Source organism: Nocardioides sp. WJ219, from assembly GCF_058559815.1.
Map to the genome: position 1 here is coordinate 19,107 of NZ_JBZUJV010000001.1, position 14,801 is coordinate 33,907.

Annotated in this window: 16 protein-coding genes and 1 tRNA gene; 10 read left to right on the forward strand and 7 right to left on the reverse strand. The window is 73.1% G+C overall.

Features of this window, described 5'->3' with window-relative positions:
• Positions 1-40 precede the first annotated feature (40 nt).
• The gene (locus tag AC4MBH_RS00075; RefSeq protein ID WP_491792284.1) at positions 41-472 is read left to right on the forward strand and encodes an organic hydroperoxide resistance protein; all 432 of its coding nucleotides are present in this window, start codon (positions 41-43) and stop codon (positions 470-472) included.
• A 26-nt stretch (positions 473-498) separates the two neighbouring features.
• On the opposite strand, the gene upp is transcribed toward AC4MBH_RS00075, so the two are convergent.
• A complete protein-coding gene (gene upp, locus AC4MBH_RS00080) occupies positions 499-1,140 on the reverse strand; it encodes a uracil phosphoribosyltransferase (RefSeq protein WP_491792285.1) in 642 nt (213 codons plus the stop codon).
• Positions 1,141-1,208: 68 nt separating this feature from the next.
• Here upp and AC4MBH_RS00085 point away from each other — a divergent pair, with 68 nt between their 5' ends.
• From AC4MBH_RS00085 to AC4MBH_RS00095, 3 genes are read left to right on the forward strand one after another with little or no spacing between them, the layout of a single operon-like run.
• Entirely contained in the window at positions 1,209-1,706 is a 498-nt protein-coding gene (locus AC4MBH_RS00085; RefSeq protein ID WP_491792286.1) for a tRNA adenosine deaminase-associated protein, read from the forward strand.
• Between the two features lie 20 nt (positions 1,707-1,726).
• Positions 1,727-2,158 carry a tRNA adenosine(34) deaminase TadA gene (tadA, locus tag AC4MBH_RS00090; RefSeq protein WP_491792287.1) on the forward strand — a complete coding sequence of 144 codons (432 nt, stop codon included), beginning with the start codon at positions 1,727-1,729 and terminating at the stop codon, positions 2,156-2,158.
• 31 nt (positions 2,159-2,189) lie between these two features.
• Complete coding sequence (locus tag AC4MBH_RS00095; RefSeq protein ID WP_491792288.1) at positions 2,190-2,747, forward strand: TIGR03086 family metal-binding protein; 558 nt, start codon at positions 2,190-2,192, stop codon at positions 2,745-2,747.
• Here the strand turns inward: AC4MBH_RS00095 and AC4MBH_RS00100 are convergent.
• Positions 2,744-3,103 (reverse strand): VOC family protein, encoded by a 360-nt coding sequence (locus tag AC4MBH_RS00100; RefSeq protein WP_491792289.1) that lies wholly within the window; start codon positions 3,101-3,103, stop codon positions 2,744-2,746. The two genes, AC4MBH_RS00095 and AC4MBH_RS00100, sit on opposite strands and share 4 nt — an antisense overlap.
• A 71-nt stretch (positions 3,104-3,174) precedes the next feature.
• Between AC4MBH_RS00100 and AC4MBH_RS00105 the strand changes: the two genes are divergently transcribed.
• Positions 3,175-3,264: transfer RNA gene (locus tag AC4MBH_RS00105), tRNA-Ser, on the forward strand.
• Between the two features lie 93 nt (positions 3,265-3,357).
• Here AC4MBH_RS00105 and AC4MBH_RS00110 read toward each other — a convergent pair.
• Together AC4MBH_RS00110 and AC4MBH_RS00115 are read right to left on the reverse strand one after the other, a co-directional pair.
• Entirely contained in the window at positions 3,358-4,917 is a 1,560-nt protein-coding gene (locus AC4MBH_RS00110; RefSeq protein WP_491792290.1) for an MFS transporter, read from the reverse strand.
• A 5-nt stretch (positions 4,918-4,922) separates the two neighbouring features.
• Positions 4,923-5,561, reverse strand: coding sequence for an SAM-dependent methyltransferase (locus AC4MBH_RS00115; protein WP_491792291.1), 639 nt, complete (start codon positions 5,559-5,561; stop codon positions 4,923-4,925).
• A 120-nt stretch (positions 5,562-5,681) separates the two neighbouring features.
• Here AC4MBH_RS00115 and AC4MBH_RS00120 point away from each other — a divergent pair, with 120 nt between their 5' ends.
• Entirely contained in the window at positions 5,682-6,281 is a 600-nt protein-coding gene (locus AC4MBH_RS00120; protein ID WP_491792292.1) for a helix-turn-helix domain-containing protein, read from the forward strand.
• A 19-nt stretch (positions 6,282-6,300) separates the two neighbouring features.
• On the opposite strand, the gene AC4MBH_RS00125 is transcribed toward AC4MBH_RS00120, so the two are convergent.
• A complete protein-coding gene (locus tag AC4MBH_RS00125) occupies positions 6,301-6,741 on the reverse strand; it encodes a VOC family protein (protein ID WP_491792293.1) in 441 nt (146 codons plus the stop codon).
• Between the two features lie 232 nt (positions 6,742-6,973).
• On the opposite strand from AC4MBH_RS00125, the gene AC4MBH_RS00130 reads away from it, so the two are divergent.
• The 3 genes from AC4MBH_RS00130 to AC4MBH_RS00140 are packed head-to-tail and all read left to right on the forward strand — an operon-like array spanning position 6,974 to position 10,908.
• A complete protein-coding gene (locus AC4MBH_RS00130; RefSeq protein WP_491792294.1) occupies positions 6,974-9,064 on the forward strand; it encodes an MMPL family transporter in 2,091 nt (696 codons plus the stop codon).
• Between the two features lie 30 nt (positions 9,065-9,094).
• Positions 9,095-10,267: a sensor histidine kinase gene (locus AC4MBH_RS00135; RefSeq protein WP_491792295.1), complete on the forward strand. Its 1,173-nt coding sequence runs from the start codon at positions 9,095-9,097 to the stop codon at positions 10,265-10,267.
• Positions 10,264-10,908: a response regulator gene (locus AC4MBH_RS00140; RefSeq protein WP_491792296.1), complete on the forward strand. Its 645-nt coding sequence runs from the start codon at positions 10,264-10,266 to the stop codon at positions 10,906-10,908. The genes AC4MBH_RS00135 and AC4MBH_RS00140 overlap by 4 nt, the downstream gene beginning before the upstream one ends.
• Here AC4MBH_RS00140 and AC4MBH_RS00145 read toward each other — a convergent pair.
• The gene (locus tag AC4MBH_RS00145) at positions 10,802-12,211 is read right to left on the reverse strand and encodes a DUF222 domain-containing protein (protein ID WP_491792297.1); all 1,410 of its coding nucleotides are present in this window, start codon (positions 12,209-12,211) and stop codon (positions 10,802-10,804) included. The two genes, AC4MBH_RS00140 and AC4MBH_RS00145, sit on opposite strands and share 107 nt — an antisense overlap.
• 225 nt (positions 12,212-12,436) lie before the next feature.
• Between AC4MBH_RS00145 and AC4MBH_RS00150 the strand changes: the two genes are divergently transcribed.
• Entirely contained in the window at positions 12,437-14,260 is a 1,824-nt protein-coding gene (locus AC4MBH_RS00150) for a hypothetical protein (protein ID WP_491792298.1), read from the forward strand.
• Here the strand turns inward: AC4MBH_RS00150 and AC4MBH_RS00155 are convergent.
• Entirely contained in the window at positions 14,241-14,768 is a 528-nt protein-coding gene (locus AC4MBH_RS00155; RefSeq protein ID WP_491792299.1) for a CGNR zinc finger domain-containing protein, read from the reverse strand. The genes AC4MBH_RS00150 and AC4MBH_RS00155 overlap by 20 nt on opposite strands.
• Positions 14,769-14,801 lie beyond the last annotated feature (33 nt).

Sequence of the window (14,801 nt, forward strand, 5' to 3'; positions counted from 1 at the left end):
AGCACGGAACAGCGCGCCACGCCCGCCGGTTGAGATCTGCATGACCAACACACCGGACAAGATCGTCTACACCGCCCGCGCCTCCATCACCGGCGGTCGCGCCGGGCACGCGACGTCCGAGGACGGGATCCTCGACCTCGACCTGACGGCGCCGAAGGAGACCGGCGGTCCCGGCACCGGGACCAACCCCGAGCAGCTCTTCGCCGTCGGCTACGGCGCCTGCTTCCAGGGTGCGCTCGGCCTGGTCGCCAAGAAGGCCGGCGTCGACGCCTCGGGCTCCGTGGTCGACGTCGCCGTGGGCTTCGGCCCGGAGGGTGAGTCGTTCGCGATCACCGCCGACATCACCGCCACCATCCCCGGCGTCGACGACGCGCAGGCCCAGGAGCTCGTCGAGGCCGCCCACCAGGTGTGCCCGTACTCCAAGGCGACCCGCGGCAACGTGCCGGTCACCGTGACCGGCAAGGGCGCCTGAGCAGTCCCACGCAGCCCCGCTCGGCGTCAGCCGGCGACGCCGTACAGGCGGTCGCCGGCGTCGCCGAGCCCCGGCACGATGTAGCCCTTCTCGTTGAGGCGCTCGTCCATGGCGGCGGTGACCACGGTGACGGGCACGGTGAGGCCCTCGAGGCCGGCCTCGAGGTTGGCGCAGCCCTCCGGCGCGGCGAGCAGGGTGATGCAGGTGATGTCGTCGGCGCCGCGGTCGGTGAGGAACCGGATGGCCGCGGCCAGCGTGCCGCCCGTGGCGAGCATCGGGTCGAGCACGTAGCACTGGCGGCCGCTGAGGTCGTCGGGCAGGCGCTCGGCGTACGTCGACGCCGCCAGCGTCTCCTCGTTGCGGACCATCCCGAGGAAGCCGACCTCGGCCGTCGGCAGGAGCCGCATCATGCCGTCGAGCATGCCGAGCCCGGCGCGCAGGATCGGCACGACCAGGGGCTTGGGGTTGGCGAGCGCGGTGCCGGTCATCGGGGCCACCGGCGTCACCACGTCGGCCGGCTCGACCCGCACCTCGCGGGTGGCCTCGTAGGCGAGGAGCGTCACGAGCTCGTCGGCCAGCCGCCGGAACGTGGGGGAGTCGGTGCGTTCGTCGCGCAGCACGGTGAGCTTGTGGGCCACGAGCGGGTGGTCGACGACGTGGGTGCGCATGGCAGGACAGTAGTGCCCGCCCGACAAGCCACTTGACCGCGCGCGACCCACCGGGAACTCTGGAACACATGGCCGAGCTGCTCGACGACGTCGACTTCGCGCTCGCCGCCTACCGCGACGACGGGGCGGGGGGTGGGTGGGTGGTGCACGAGCTCGCCCACGACCTCGAGGCCGACGTCGACGCGCTCGCCCACGCGCTGCGCCGGTTCGCCGGCAACGGCGGCGCGCTCGCCCTCGTCGGGCTCGACGACGACTTCTTCGTGATCGTGCGGGTGGTCGCCGGCGCGCAGACCCGGGTGCTGCTCTCCGACATCAGCGCCGCCGACGAGTGGGAGCTCGCCGGGTCGGCGGTCGCCTTCCTCGGCCTGCCGTTCCCCGAGGCCGACGACGACCAGGTCCCGGCCGGCGACCTCGACCTCCTCGACGACCTCGGCCTGCCCGCCATCGAGCTGGGCGGGATGCTCGACGACACCGACCTCTACCCCGAGGAGCTGCTCTCCGACATCGCCCGCCGGGTCGGGTTCGGGCAGGTCTTCGACGACGCGCTCGGTCTCACCTCCGCGTGAGGGGGGCCTGGGAGCAGCCGATGCGGGCTGCCCTCGACGAGGCGCGCGCCGCGCTCGCGACCGGCGACGTGCCGATCGGCGCGGTCGTGCTCGACCCCGACGGCGTCGTGGTCGGCCGCGGCCGCAACGTGCGCGAGGCCGAGCACGACCCCACCGGCCACGCCGAGGTCGTCGCCCTGCGCCAGGCTGCGCGCGCCGGCGGCGGCTGGCGGCTCGAGGGGTGCACGCTGGTGGTGACGCTCGAGCCCTGCACCATGTGCGCCGGCGCCGCGGTGCTGGCGCGGGTCGAGCGCGTGGTCTTCGGTGCCCACGACGACAAGGCCGGGGCCGTCGGGTCGTTGTGGGACGTCGTCCGCGACCGCCGCCTCAACCACCGGCCCGAGGTCGTCACCGGGGTGCTGGCCCCCGAGTCGGCCCGGCTGCTCGAGGACTTCTTCCGCGCCCACCGATGACGACACCGGCCGTGCCGGGTCTGCACCCGTCATGACCGACCCGATCGACTTCGCCCCGTCCACCCGCGAGCTGGCCCGCGTGGTGCGGGGGATCCGTGCCGACCAGCTCGGCGGCCCGACGCCGTGCCTGGACTACACGGTCGCCGACCTGGTGGAGCACGTGCAGGGCTTCACGGTCGCGTTCATCCACGCCGCCACCAAGGAGCCGCTCTCCGGCGCGCAGCCGGCCGACGTCACCGCCGGTCTCGACCGGCTGGCGGCGGTCTGGGCCGAGCCGGCGGCGTACGACGGCCTGACGATGGCCGGCCCGGTGGAGCTGCCCGCCGCCGAGGCCGCACTCGTCGCCCTCGACGAGGTCGTCGTCCACGGCTGGGACCTCGCTGTCGCGACGGGCCAGCCGTACGCCGCCGACCCGGCCGCGGTCGAGGCCTGCACGTCCTTCGTCCTGGCGTTCGAGCCGCCGCCGGACGGACCCGCCGACGACGGCGGGCTGTTCGGTCCGCCGGTGCCCGTGGCGGTCGACGCCGACCCGCTGAGTCGGCTGGTCGGCCTGACCGGACGCGACCCGGCCTGGCGCCCGGGCTCCTAGAGCTCGCCGGCCTCGGACGCCTCGGCCACGCAGAACTCGTTGCCCGCGGGGTCGGTGAGCGTCACCCACCGGAAGTTGTCGTCGCCGCGCCGCTCGACCAGCCCGGCGCCTGCCTCGATGAGCCGGTCGACCTCCGCCTCGAGGTCGTCGGCCGTGAGGTCGAGGTGGAGCCGGTTCTTGCCGGGGGTGGGTGCGTCGTCGATCTGGAAGGCGAGCCGCACCGGCCCGCCCACCACCATCACGTAGCTGCCGCCGAAGGGGTCGACGACCTCGCCCCCGGTCTGGGCCGCCCACCACGTGCCGAGGGCGAGCGGATCCGTCGTGTCGCAGGTGACCATGCCGAGTGTCGATGTCATGGCGGCACGCTAGACCCGACCACCGACAACCCGATTCGGAGCGGCACCCCGCCTCCGGTAACCTCTCCCGCGGTGGCGTGTCCGAGCGGCCTAAGGAGAACGCCTCGAAAGCGTTTGTGGGTGCAAGCCCACCGAGGGTTCAAATCCCTCCGCCACCGCCAGTCACAGGCAGTCGCCCCAGGCCCGAGAGATCGGGACCTCGGGGCGACTTCCTGCTTCTCGGGTGCCGCCCGGCGCGACCGGCCCCGCGGCGTTCACCGCCGTGCGTCGGGTGCCGTCGCGTGGTGGTCGGGGCCCCGGAGGAGCACGGCGACGAGCAGCACACCCATGACGACGGCCCCGGCCCACATCGCCCGCTGCCAGCCGTCGACGAAGGAGTCCTGCGCGGCGCGGACGAGCGCGCCCGACCGGGTCCCGGCGTTGTCGGCGACGCCGATCGCGTTGGCCACCCCCTCCCGTGCCGTGCCCGCGGCGCCGGGCGGTACGCCGTCCAGCCGGGTGTCGATGGCGCTGCGGTACCCGGCGGTGAGGACCGCGCCGAGGAGGGCGACACCGAGGGCGGTGCCGAGCTCGCGGGTCACGTCGTTGAGCGCCGAGGCCACGCCCTGCCGGTCCCGTGGCAGGGCCGAGGTGATGGCCTCGGTCGACGGGGTCATCGACAGGCCCATCCCGAGGCCCATCGTGACCATGCCGGGCAGCACGGAGAGGTAGCCGCCGTCCACGGACACCAGCACCGCCATCAGGAGCAGACCGACAGTGCCGAGGAGGATCCCGAGCGACATGGTGGCGCGGGCGCCGGCTCGGGCCGCGACCCGCGGGGCGAGGCCGGCGGCGACCATCATCACCAGGGCCATCGGCATCAGCGCGACGGTGGCGCTCAGCCCGGACCAGCCGAGCACGGCCTGGAGGTAGGGAAACAGGACCACGAAGATCCCGGCCTGGACACCGAACACGACGAGCAGGGTGAGCGACCCGGTGGCGAGGCCACGCTCGCCGAACAGGCGCAGGTCGAGCAGGGGTGCCGGGACGCGCAGCTCCCACACCACGAACGCGGCCGCACCCGCCAGACCCACCGCCAGGCTCAGGAGCGTCACGGGTGCGGTCACACCTCGCTCGACGCCCTCGTGCAGGACCAGGATGAACCCCACGAGCGCCACGACCGACGTGGCGGAGCCGACCACGTCGAACCCGTGCTCGGCCACCTCCCGCGAGTTCGGCACCGCGCGCAGCGCCAGGACGACGGCGGCGACGACGAGGACGACGGGCAGCGCGAACAACCACCGCCAGCTGGCGACGTCGACGAGCAGCGCGGACAGGTACATGCCGAGGATGCCGCCTCCTCCGGCGACGGCGGTCCAGACCCCGATCGCCTTGGAGCGCTCCTCGTCGGGGAACGTCGAGGTGATCACGGCGAGGGTGACGGGCATGATCATCGCCGCGCCGACGCCCGTGACGAACCGGGCGGCGAGCATCACCTCGGTCGAGGGCGCCAGGCCCGCAACCAGGCTGGCGGCGCCGAAGACCACCAAACCGGTGACGAGCACGGGCTTGCGCCCCCACCTGTCCCCGAGGGCGCCCAACGGGAGCAGCAGCGCGGCGAGGGTGACGGTGTAGATGTTGATCATCCACAGCACCGTGCTCTGGGAGGCGTCGAACGCGAGCGCCACCTGGGGCTGGGCGACGTTGAGCCCGGAGACCGACGCGATGACGGCCATCAACGCGATGCAGACCGCGACCAGGACCGCCCGGCGCCGTCGTGGGTCGTGGATGGTCGGGTCGGTCGAGCCGGGTGTGCGGGCAGACGGGACGGTCATGGAGGTCAGGGGCGCCGGGTCGCGCGCACGACCACGTCGTACAGCTCGACCGAGCCGCCGTCCGGCTTGGTGACCGAGCGGACCCGTTCGGCGGCGGTGACGACGTCCCACCGCGTCGGGTCGACGGTGGCGGCGACGCTCGCCGCCGTCACGACGACCTCCTGCGGCGGCTGCCCGTCCTCGTCCCCGTGTCCGTGCCCATGTCCGTGTCCGTGTCCGTGTCCGACGACGAGCAGGGTCCCGCCGGGGGCGACCCACTGCGAGAGCCGCTCGTAGAACGCCAGCTGCGACGTCGCCGGGTGGGCGTAGTGGGTGGTGACGAGGGCGAACCGCGAGGCGGGCTCCCACACGCCCAGGTCCGCCTCGACGAACCGGATCCGGTCGGCGACGCCGGCCTGCGCGGCGCGCTCGGCGGCCCGTGCCAGGGCCTCGGACGAGATGTCCGCCGCCGTCACCGACCAGCCGCGCGACGCGAGCCAGATCGCCTCGGAACCCTCGCCGCAGCCGGCGTCCAGGACCGTGCCGGGCTCCAGGGTGCTCGTCTCCTCGGCGAGGTACGGGTGGGCGGGCATCGCCGCGCCGGCTCCCCGCTCGCGCGCCTGCCAGTGCGACTCCCAGTAGTCCTTGTCCATCTGCTCGGTCATGACGCCTCTCCTGTGGGTCCGCTCGACCGGGGCGGGCGGGCGGTTCCACCAGCGTGACCCGAGGTTGGCCGATACGCACGCCACGTTGCCGAACGGAAAACTGCGCGTACGGTGGTCGGCATGGACGAAGCGATGAGTCGCGCCCTCGACGCGGTCGGCCCCCGGCTCAAGAACCTGCGCGCGAGCCGCAACCTCACCCTCACCGACCTCGCGAGCGACACCGGGATCTCCGCCAGCACCCTGTCGCGGCTCGAGGCCGGGCTACGCCGGCCGACGCTCGAGCAGCTGCTCCCGCTCGCCCGGGCGTACGGCCTCACGCTCGACGACCTCGTCGACGCACCGCCCACGGGCAACCCGCGGATCAACCTCCGCCCCGTCGCCGCGGGCGACGGGTCCACCGTCATCCCGCTCACCCGACGTCCTGGGGGGATCCAGGCCTACAAGTTCGTCCTCCCGGCTGCCCGCGACGACTCCACGCCCGAGCTGCGCACCCACGAGGGCTACGACTGGGCCTACGTCCTCAACGGGACGCTCCGCCTGGTCCTCGGCGAGCACGACCTCGTCCTCGACCCCGGGGAGGTCGTCGAGTTCGACACCCGGACCCCCCACTGGTTCGGAGCCACCACCGCGGGTCCCGTGGAGTTCCTCAGCCTCATCGGCAGGCAGGGGCAACGCGCCCACGTCCGAGTCGCGCCGAGGTCGAGTTCCGGTTCCGGCTGAGCCGGGCACGACGCTGGCGTCAGCCGAGCTGCTCGAACAGCGACACGACGATCCCCTCCGGCCCGCGCACGTAGGCCATGCGCACGCTGCCCTCGTACTCGCCGATCCCGCCGACCAGCCCGTACCCGTCCGCAGCGACCGCGTCGACGGCCGCCTGCAGGTCGGCGACCTCGAAGGACACGTTGCGCGGGCCCAGCTCGTTGGCCATCGCGGCGGGCGAGCCGGGCAGGTGGTCGGGCGTGACGAAGCGCGCGAGCTCGAGCCGCGTCCCGCCGTCGGGCAGGCGCAGCATCGTGATCTCGCAGTGCGCGCCCGGGATGCCGCAGACGGTGTCGACGAACTCGCCCTGCACGGAGCCGGTGCCCTCGACCTCGAGGCCCAGCCCGACGAAGAACGCCGTCACCTCCTCCAGGTCCGCGACGGTGATGCCGATGTGGTCGAGGCGTCGTACGTGGGTCATGGGATCCATCCTCTGCTCGTGGGTGCTGTTCTGCACCTGGGACGGAGGTGGGGGCCGCTTCTCGACATGCCCAGGGACGAGTCGTCGGGCGCTTCGGGAGGCTTCTGTCGTCCGCCGTAGCCGCCCGCCCTGGCGGCCTGCCCCAGCCGTCCGTCGTACGCCGCGCGGAGTACGACGAAGTGCCTGCCGTGGCCGGACGCGTCGACCCCGCCTGCTTGACAGCGTGATCGCCATGACTTCTGAGCTCAAGGCGCCCGACCACTCCGGTGCCGATACCAGACCGACGAGATCACGGACCAGGACCGTGCTGCCGTGGCTCGTGCTGGCCGTGTGGATCGGGCTGGTGGTGGGCGGCTACTCACTCGCCGGCAAGCTCGACTCGGTGACCCGCGATGGTCAGGCCGACTACCTGCCGGCCAGCGCCCAGTCGACCAAGGTGCTCCAGGCCGAGGCCGGTCTGCCCGGCGGCGAGAACGGCTTGCTCATGGTCGTGCACGAACGACCGGGCGGCCTCCGACCGGGCGATCGGGAGGCGGTCGACCGCGGCCGGTCCGAGCTGGTGGAGCGATTCGGCAACGACGCCGACGCACTGCCCGAGATGGTCGTCTCCGACGACGGCACGGCCGTGCTGTACGCGCTTCCGCTCGACCGTGACGCGGTCGCCGAGGAGGCCGGTGCCACCGCGGATGCGCGTGCCCTCCTCGACGACCGGCCGAGCGGCCTGAACGCCTACGTCAGCGGTCCGACCGCGCTGGGGGCAGACATGGACGAGGTCTTCGATGCGGTCGACGCGACGTTGATGCTCGCCACTGCCGTGGTGGTGGCGATCCTGCTGATCCTGACCTACCGCAGTCCGCTGCTGTGGCTGGTCCCGCTCGCCGCGGTCGGGGTCGCGGCGATCACGTCGATGGGTACCGTCTACGCCCTCACCCAGGTCTTCGGCTTCACCATCACGAGCATGAGCTCAGCGCTGCTGATCGTGCTGGTCTTCGGCGCAGGCACCGACTACGCCCTGCTCCTCGTGTCCCGCTACCGCGAGGAGCTGCACCGCCACGAGCGGCCGATCGACGCGATGCTGGCGGCGCTGCGTGGGGCCGGCCCGGCCATCCTCGCCTCGGCGGCGACGGTGGTCGCCGGCCTGCTGTGCCTGTTGGCCGCGGACCTCAACAGCATCAGCAGTCTCGGCCCGGTGGGGGCGGCGGGCATCGTGGCCTCGTTGCTGGTCATGCTGACGCTCTTCCCGGCCCTGCTGGTGGTGCTCGGGCGCCGGGTCTTCTGGCCGTTCGTCCCGCGACTCGGGGGTCAGGCGCACCGACCCCGATCTGGGTGGGTTCGACTCGGCGAGCTGGTCGCGCGCCGCCGCGTCGTCAGCTGCGTGGTGCCGATGGTGGTCCTGGGCGGTCTCGCGCTGGGCACGGTGGGTGTCAGCACCTCGCTTCCGCAGCTGGACCAGTTCGCCCGTTCGACACCGGACTCGGTGGTCGGGGCGAAGCTGATCACGGAGCGCTACCCCGAGGAGAGCGGTCAGCCGCTCACCGTGATGAGTCGGCCCGACCAGGGCGACGAGGTCCTGGCCGCCGTCGAAGGGACGCCGGGGGTCGCCCGAGCCGAGATCGGCCGCGCCAGCGACGACTGGGTGGAGATCTCCGCGCTCCCGGTCGACGCTCCACAAAGTGCGGGGGAGACGGCAACGATCAAGCAGCTGCGGGAGAACCTGCGCGAGGTCGCCGGTGAGGACGCCCTGGTCGGCGGTCCGAGTGCCGAGATGCTCGACGAGGCCGAGACCAACAAGTCCGACCGCAACCTGGTGATGCCGCTGATCCTGCTGGTGGTGCTGGCCATCCTCGGACTGCTGCTGCGGGCGATCGTGGCTCCGCTGGTGCTCGTCGCCACCGTCGTGGTGTCCTACTTCGGAGCCCTCGGACTGTGCAACCTGGTGTTCGACCACGTGCTCGGGTTCTCCGGGATGGAGTCGTCGGTGCCCCTGATCGGGTTCCTCTTCCTGGTCGCGCTCGGTGTCGACTACAACATCTTCCTGATGACCCGGGTACGTGAGGAAGCCGTCCGGCACGGCACGGTCGAGGGCACCAAGCGTGGCCTGGCAGTGACAGGTGGCGTGATCACCTCGGCCGGCGTCGTGCTGGCGGCGACGTTCGCGGTGCTCGCCTCGCTGCCGCTCGTCATGCTCGTCGAGATCGGGATACTGGTCGCCGTCGGCGTGCTCATCGACACCTTGCTGGTGCGGTCCATCGTGGTTCCCGCTCTGACGATGTCGCTGGGTTCGCGGATGTGGTGGCCCAGCAAGCTCTGGCGCACGAGATAGGACCGTGTCGATGTCCCTGTGTGAACGATGATGGCGCTCCGTCCGCCAGTAGCCGACCGGCTGCTGGCGGCGGCGTCGTTCGTGCTCGGTGTCGTCGCCGCGATCACGCTCCAGGCGGTCGACCACGACGGCGAGCGAAGCGTGGATGTGTGGGCGATCGCGCTCCTGGGCGCGATGTCGGCGCCGGTGCTGGTCCGCCGGCGCTGGCCGATCGCCGTCGTGCTCGCGGTCCTCGCCGTGTCGACGCCGTACCACCTCCTCGACTATCCCCATGAGGCCACGATCCCGGCCTCACTGGTGGCGGCGTTCGCGGCGGCGCGCTACAGCGAGCCAGAGCGTCGGGCCGTCGCAGCCCTGGTGGCGGTGGGCGCGGTGACCGTGCCGGTCCTCGCCGACGAGGCGTCAGGGACACCTGGTGATGCTCTCCTCGGCGTCGGCTGGCTGCTCATGGCCTTCGTCGCCGGGCTGGCGGTCCGCTTCCATCAAGACTGGAAGGCCGCCGTCGCCGCGCGGCTCGAGCAGGAGCGTGCCGACGAGGTCGAGCGGCGGGTCGCCGAGGAGCGGGTACTGATCGCTGCCGAGCTGCACGACGTCCTGGCGCACGGCCTCGCGGTCGCGAACGTCCAGGCGTCCGTCGCTGCGCACCTGATCGACCAGCTGCCGAGACAGGGCGATGCGTCGCTGCGAGACCTGTCCAGCACGCTGCACAACCTGTCGGACACGAGCCGGGCCACGCTGCACGAGCTGCGTGCCGTCCTCGACGTGCTGCACGGTGGCGAGGGCGAGCCCACCGAGCCGGCGCCCCACCTCGGCGAGCTGCAAGGTCTGGTGGAGGCGGCCGAGGCAGCCGATGTCCGGGTCGACGTCGAGGCCGAGGGGCTGCCGGACGAGCTGCCGTCGACGGTGTCCGTCGTGGCCTACCGGATCATCCAGGAGTCGCTCACCAATGTCGTTCGGCACTCGACGGCCACGCACGCGACGGTCCGACTCGACCAGGACGGCCACCGGCTGCGGATCGAAGTCGTCGATCGCGGGCCCGCGCGACCGGCCTCGATGGTGACATCGGCCGGCTTCGGGATCGTCGGAATGACGGGCCGGGCGCGGGCCGTCGGCGGAGAGCTGTCCGCCGGGCCCGGGGAGTCCGGAGGATTCGAGGTTCGGGCCAGCCTGCCGCTGCCGGAGTTCTGGCGGGTGCCGTCGTGATCCGGGTCCTGCTCGCAGACGACCAGGCTCTGGTGCGCGGCGCGTTCGCGCTGCTGGTCAGCTCGGCTGACGACATGGAGGTCGTCGGGGAGGCCGGCACCGGCGACGAGGCGGTGACGCTGACCCGGGACCTGCGCCCCGACGTCGTCTTGATGGACATCAGGATGCCGAGCACCGACGGCATCGAGGCGACCCAGCAGATCGTCGCTGCCGATGGGCCGAGCGGTAGCAAGGTGCTGATCCTGACCACGTTCGAGACAGACGCCAACGTGATGCGCGGCCTTCGCGCGGGGGCGTGCGGGTTCCTGCCCAAGGACACCCGTCCGGACGCGCTGCTGGACGCCATCCGCACCGTCGCGGCGGGGGAGGCGCTGCTGTCGCCCGGCGCGACCAGGGCGGTCATCACGCGTGCCCTGAGTCGTCCGGACGCGCCTGCGCCTGAGCGGCTGGCCAGCCTGACGCCGCGTGAGCGCGAGGTGCTTCGGCTGGTTGCCGCGGGCCGAAGCAACCAGGAGATCGCGGACGACCTGGTCCTCAGCCCGCTGACGGCCAAGACTCACGTGGGCCGCATCCTCGCGAAGATGGGCGCTCGCGACCGGGTCCACCTCGTGATCGCCGCGTACGAAGCCGGGCTCCCCTAGGCCCGGCGTCAGGCGGTGAGGGTCCAGACGCCGGGTCTGGTCTGGGCGTACCGGGGTTCCGGGCCGGTGGCGCGCTCGAGGCGTAGGTGTGGCCGGCGGGTGTGGTGATCTCGGCGGTGTGGCGGGGCCCGGGGCGGGGTCGGGCCTGCCAGCCGTGGGCCTGCTTGGCGTGGTTGTGGGCCTGGCACAGTCCTTGACCGTTGGTGGCGGTGGTGGGGCCACCCGCAGCGGCGTCGTGGGCGTGGTCGGTGTGTCGGATGGGGGCGTCGCACCAGGGGGCGCGGCAGGTGCGGTCCCGCAGGCGGAGGAAGCGCCTGAGGCCGTCGGGAAAGGTGCGGGCGACGGAGTCCATGGCGACCAGGGCGCCGGTGGCGGGTGTGGCGTAGAGGCGGCGTAGCCACGGAGCCTGGGCTGCGAGCTCGCGGGCGAGGTCGGCGGGGATCGGGCCGTAGCCGTCGACGTGGGCAGCCTCGTCGCTCTGGCCGGTGAGCACCGTGTCGGGCACGACGACGTCGACCGTGACGCTGATGCCGGGCCCAGCGCTGTCGGGCTCGACCGGGTCGGACTGTCCGGTGACGCGGGCGACCAGGAAGTCGGCCATGAGCTGGCCCCGGGTGCGTCCGTCGCCGGCGGCGATCGCGGACTCGGCGGCGGCCCTGAGGGCGGCGTAGACGCCGACGCCGTCCTTGACCGGCAGCAGGGCCGAGAGGTGGGTCATCACGTCAGGTGCAGGGCGGACGGACACGCCGCGGTCGGCCTCGGCCTGGGCGCGGCGGTCGACGAACGCGTCCGGGTCGAGCCGGTAGGCGAGCTTCTTGGCCTCGGCGACGATCTCCCCGTCGCCCATCGCCTCCACGCCCGCGGGATCACCTGCCAGGACGAGGTCGACGACGGCACGGTGCTCACGGGAGAGGCACGCGGTCTCGCGGACCAGCAGCGTGGCGCGCCACTCGGTGATGCGGCCGGAGCGGAACGCCGCCATGGTGTGGGGCATCTCCTCGCGCAGGATCGTGGCGAGGCCGAGGTGCTGCTGGCCGAGGTGGACCGACTCGCGGCGGGCCAGGGCGACCTGCGCCGCGACCCCGCGGCCTCGGCGCGCGGCCGGGACGCCGCGACCCGCGTCGGCGGCGCGGGTCGAGGTGTCGAGGTCGGCGGCGACGCAGGCCTGGGTGGCGGCTGCGGCGTTCTTCAGGTCTTCGAGGGCGCGGATCAGGTCGACGCGGGCGGTGTCGTCGAGATCGAGGGACGCCGTGGCGAGGCGCTGGGTCAGCGTCCTCGCGGCATCCACCTCGGTCTCGATCATGTGTTCGATTGTAGAGACGTCCACCGACAGTCCGGGTCGGGTCGGCATTCGCCTTCACCACGGCCGACCTCGACGTCGCACCCGCGGGACGAGCGCTACGACCAGGAGGGCAGGCCGCAGCGGTACTAGTTCCGCCGTTTCCGGGTGCTGCGGCCGATCCGCTGCCTACGCTGCGCTCAGCGCGGGACACGGGTCACGTCGCACCTAGCTCGGGGGAGACCTGTCATGCCCGCTCTGCACCGTCGACGTGGTCTGGCCGTGGCCGCGACCACCCTCGCCCTCGTCATGCCGGCCGCCGCGACGACGTTCGTCGCGTCGCCGGCCCGCTCGGCCGACCCGGTCGAGGACTGCGTCCAGGCGTTCCCGGTCGACGAGCTCGCCACGGGCGACGACGTCACCGGGATGAGCGTCACCCGCGGCACCACGCCCACCGGGTTCACCGGCGAGGTGCTGGGCGTCATCGAGGACGGCATCTCCCTCGACGTCGACATGATCATGGTCGAGCTCCAGATGCCGGAGTTCGCCCGCACCGGCGGCATCTGGCAGGGCATGTCGGGCTCGCCGGTGTACGCCGCCGACGGCCGCCTCATCGGCGCCGTCGCCTACGGCCTGAGCTACGGGCCGTCCCCGATCGCGGGCGTGACGCCGTACGCCGAGATGGACAACTACCTCGCCGGCGCGGACGAGGCGCCGGTCGAGCGCACCGTCCCGCTGGCGCCGACAGACGCCCGCACCGTCGCGGCCCGGGCCGGGATCAGCACGGCGGACGCCGCGCGCGGGTTCCGCGAGCTCCCGATGCCGATGGGCATCAGCGGGATCACGCCGCGCCGGCTCGGGGACCTGCAGTCGAAGAAGTCGCGGTACGCCGAGAAGGGCAGCTACGTCCTCGGTCGTGCAGGCGCCGCCGACGCCGGCGCGGAGACCATGGTCGCGGGCGGCAACATGGCCGCCTCGCTGTCCTCCGGCGACATCACGATGGCCGGGGTCGGCACCGTCACCTCGGTGTGCGACGGCCGGGTCGTCGGCTTCGGCCACCCCCTCTCGCTGCTCGGCTCGACCACCCTCGGCCTGCACCCCGCCGAGGCCGTCTACGTCCAGCCCGACTCGCTGTCGTCGCCCTTCAAGGTCGCCAACATCGCCCCCGCGGTCGGCTCGGTGACCGAGGACCGGCTCGCCGGCATCACCGGCGCCTTCGGTGCCGTGCCGGAGTCGCTGGAGGTCACCTCCGAGGTCACCTACGGCGACCGCACCCGCGAGGGCAGCACGCGCGTGTTCGTGCCGGCCGCGGCCGCCGAGGTCACCTTCTACCAGCTGATCGCCAACCAGGACCGCGTCGTCGACGGCCCCTCGACCGGCACCGAGGTGCTGACCTGGAAGATCGCCGGCACCGACCGCGGCAAGCCGTTCCGGCTCACCTACACCGACCGCTTCACCGGCAGCTACCTCTCCGAGGAGCCGGCCTACGGCGTCGCCGGGCTCGTGGACCACCTCGGGTCCCTCGAGGGAGTCACCCTCGCCTCGGTGACCGCGACGGCCGACGTGACCGACGACCTGCGGCGCAGCACGATCGTGGGGGTCGAGCAGCTCCGGCGCGGGGCCTGGGTCCGGGTCACCCGGAAGGCTCCCGCCCAGGCCCGCGCCGGGTCGACGGTGCGCCTGCGCGTCGTGCTCGGCGGCACCGCGGGCAAGAAGCTCGTCACGCTCGCGCCGTTCACCTTGCGCAAGCGCGCCAAGGGCCGGCTCTTCCTCGCCGCCAGCGGCGGCGACAACTACTGGTCCGAGTTCAGCGACGAGTCGGAGGGCCCCGACGGCTCGGGCGGCTCGGGCGGCGGGGTGCGCGGCGTGCGCAGCGCGCTGGCCAAGCAGCTGCGCCACGACCAGGTGCGGGTCCAGGTCGGCACCCCGAACCGGGTCGAGGAGGACTACCCCGACGTGGAGGTCGAGTTCCGGGGCCCGCGCCGCCCGTACTCGTTCGTGCAGACCGTGACGTCGGCGCCGCAGGCCCACGTCGTGGGTGGCGGCAAGACGTTCACGCTCGTCGTCCGCTGACCTGCCCGGGCCGGCCGTCGCCGGCCTGCCTGCGCTGGTAGTGCCGGCGCGCCTTCATCCGGTTGCCGCACACGGCCATCGAGCACCACTGGGCCCGGTTGCCGTTGCTGCGGTCGAGGAGGAACCGCTGGCACTCCGGGTTGCCGCACGCCCGCAGCCGGCCGGGCATCTCCTCGGCGACGTGGGCCCAGGCGAGGACCACGCGTGCGGCGAGCTCGTCGTCGGCCCGCAGCCGCCAGGTCAGCCGGCCCGAGTCGAGGGACGGCACGAGCGCGGCGTCGGCGAGGAACGGTGCGAGCGCGGCGGCGTCGTCGTCGCCGCGGACGACGGCCTGCAGCGCGCCGCGGACGCGTCGTGCCTCGGCGGCGGTGCCCGTCGCGCCGTGCTCGCGCAGCCAGGCCCCCGCGGCGCCGTCGTCAGCCAGCGCGTCGTGCACCGTGCCCGCGTCGACGGGGGCGCTGTTGAGGAGCGCGAGCAGCAGGTCCTCGTCGTCGGGCTGGGGGGTCATGGACCCATCCTAACCCCTTGAGTCGTGGTTCAG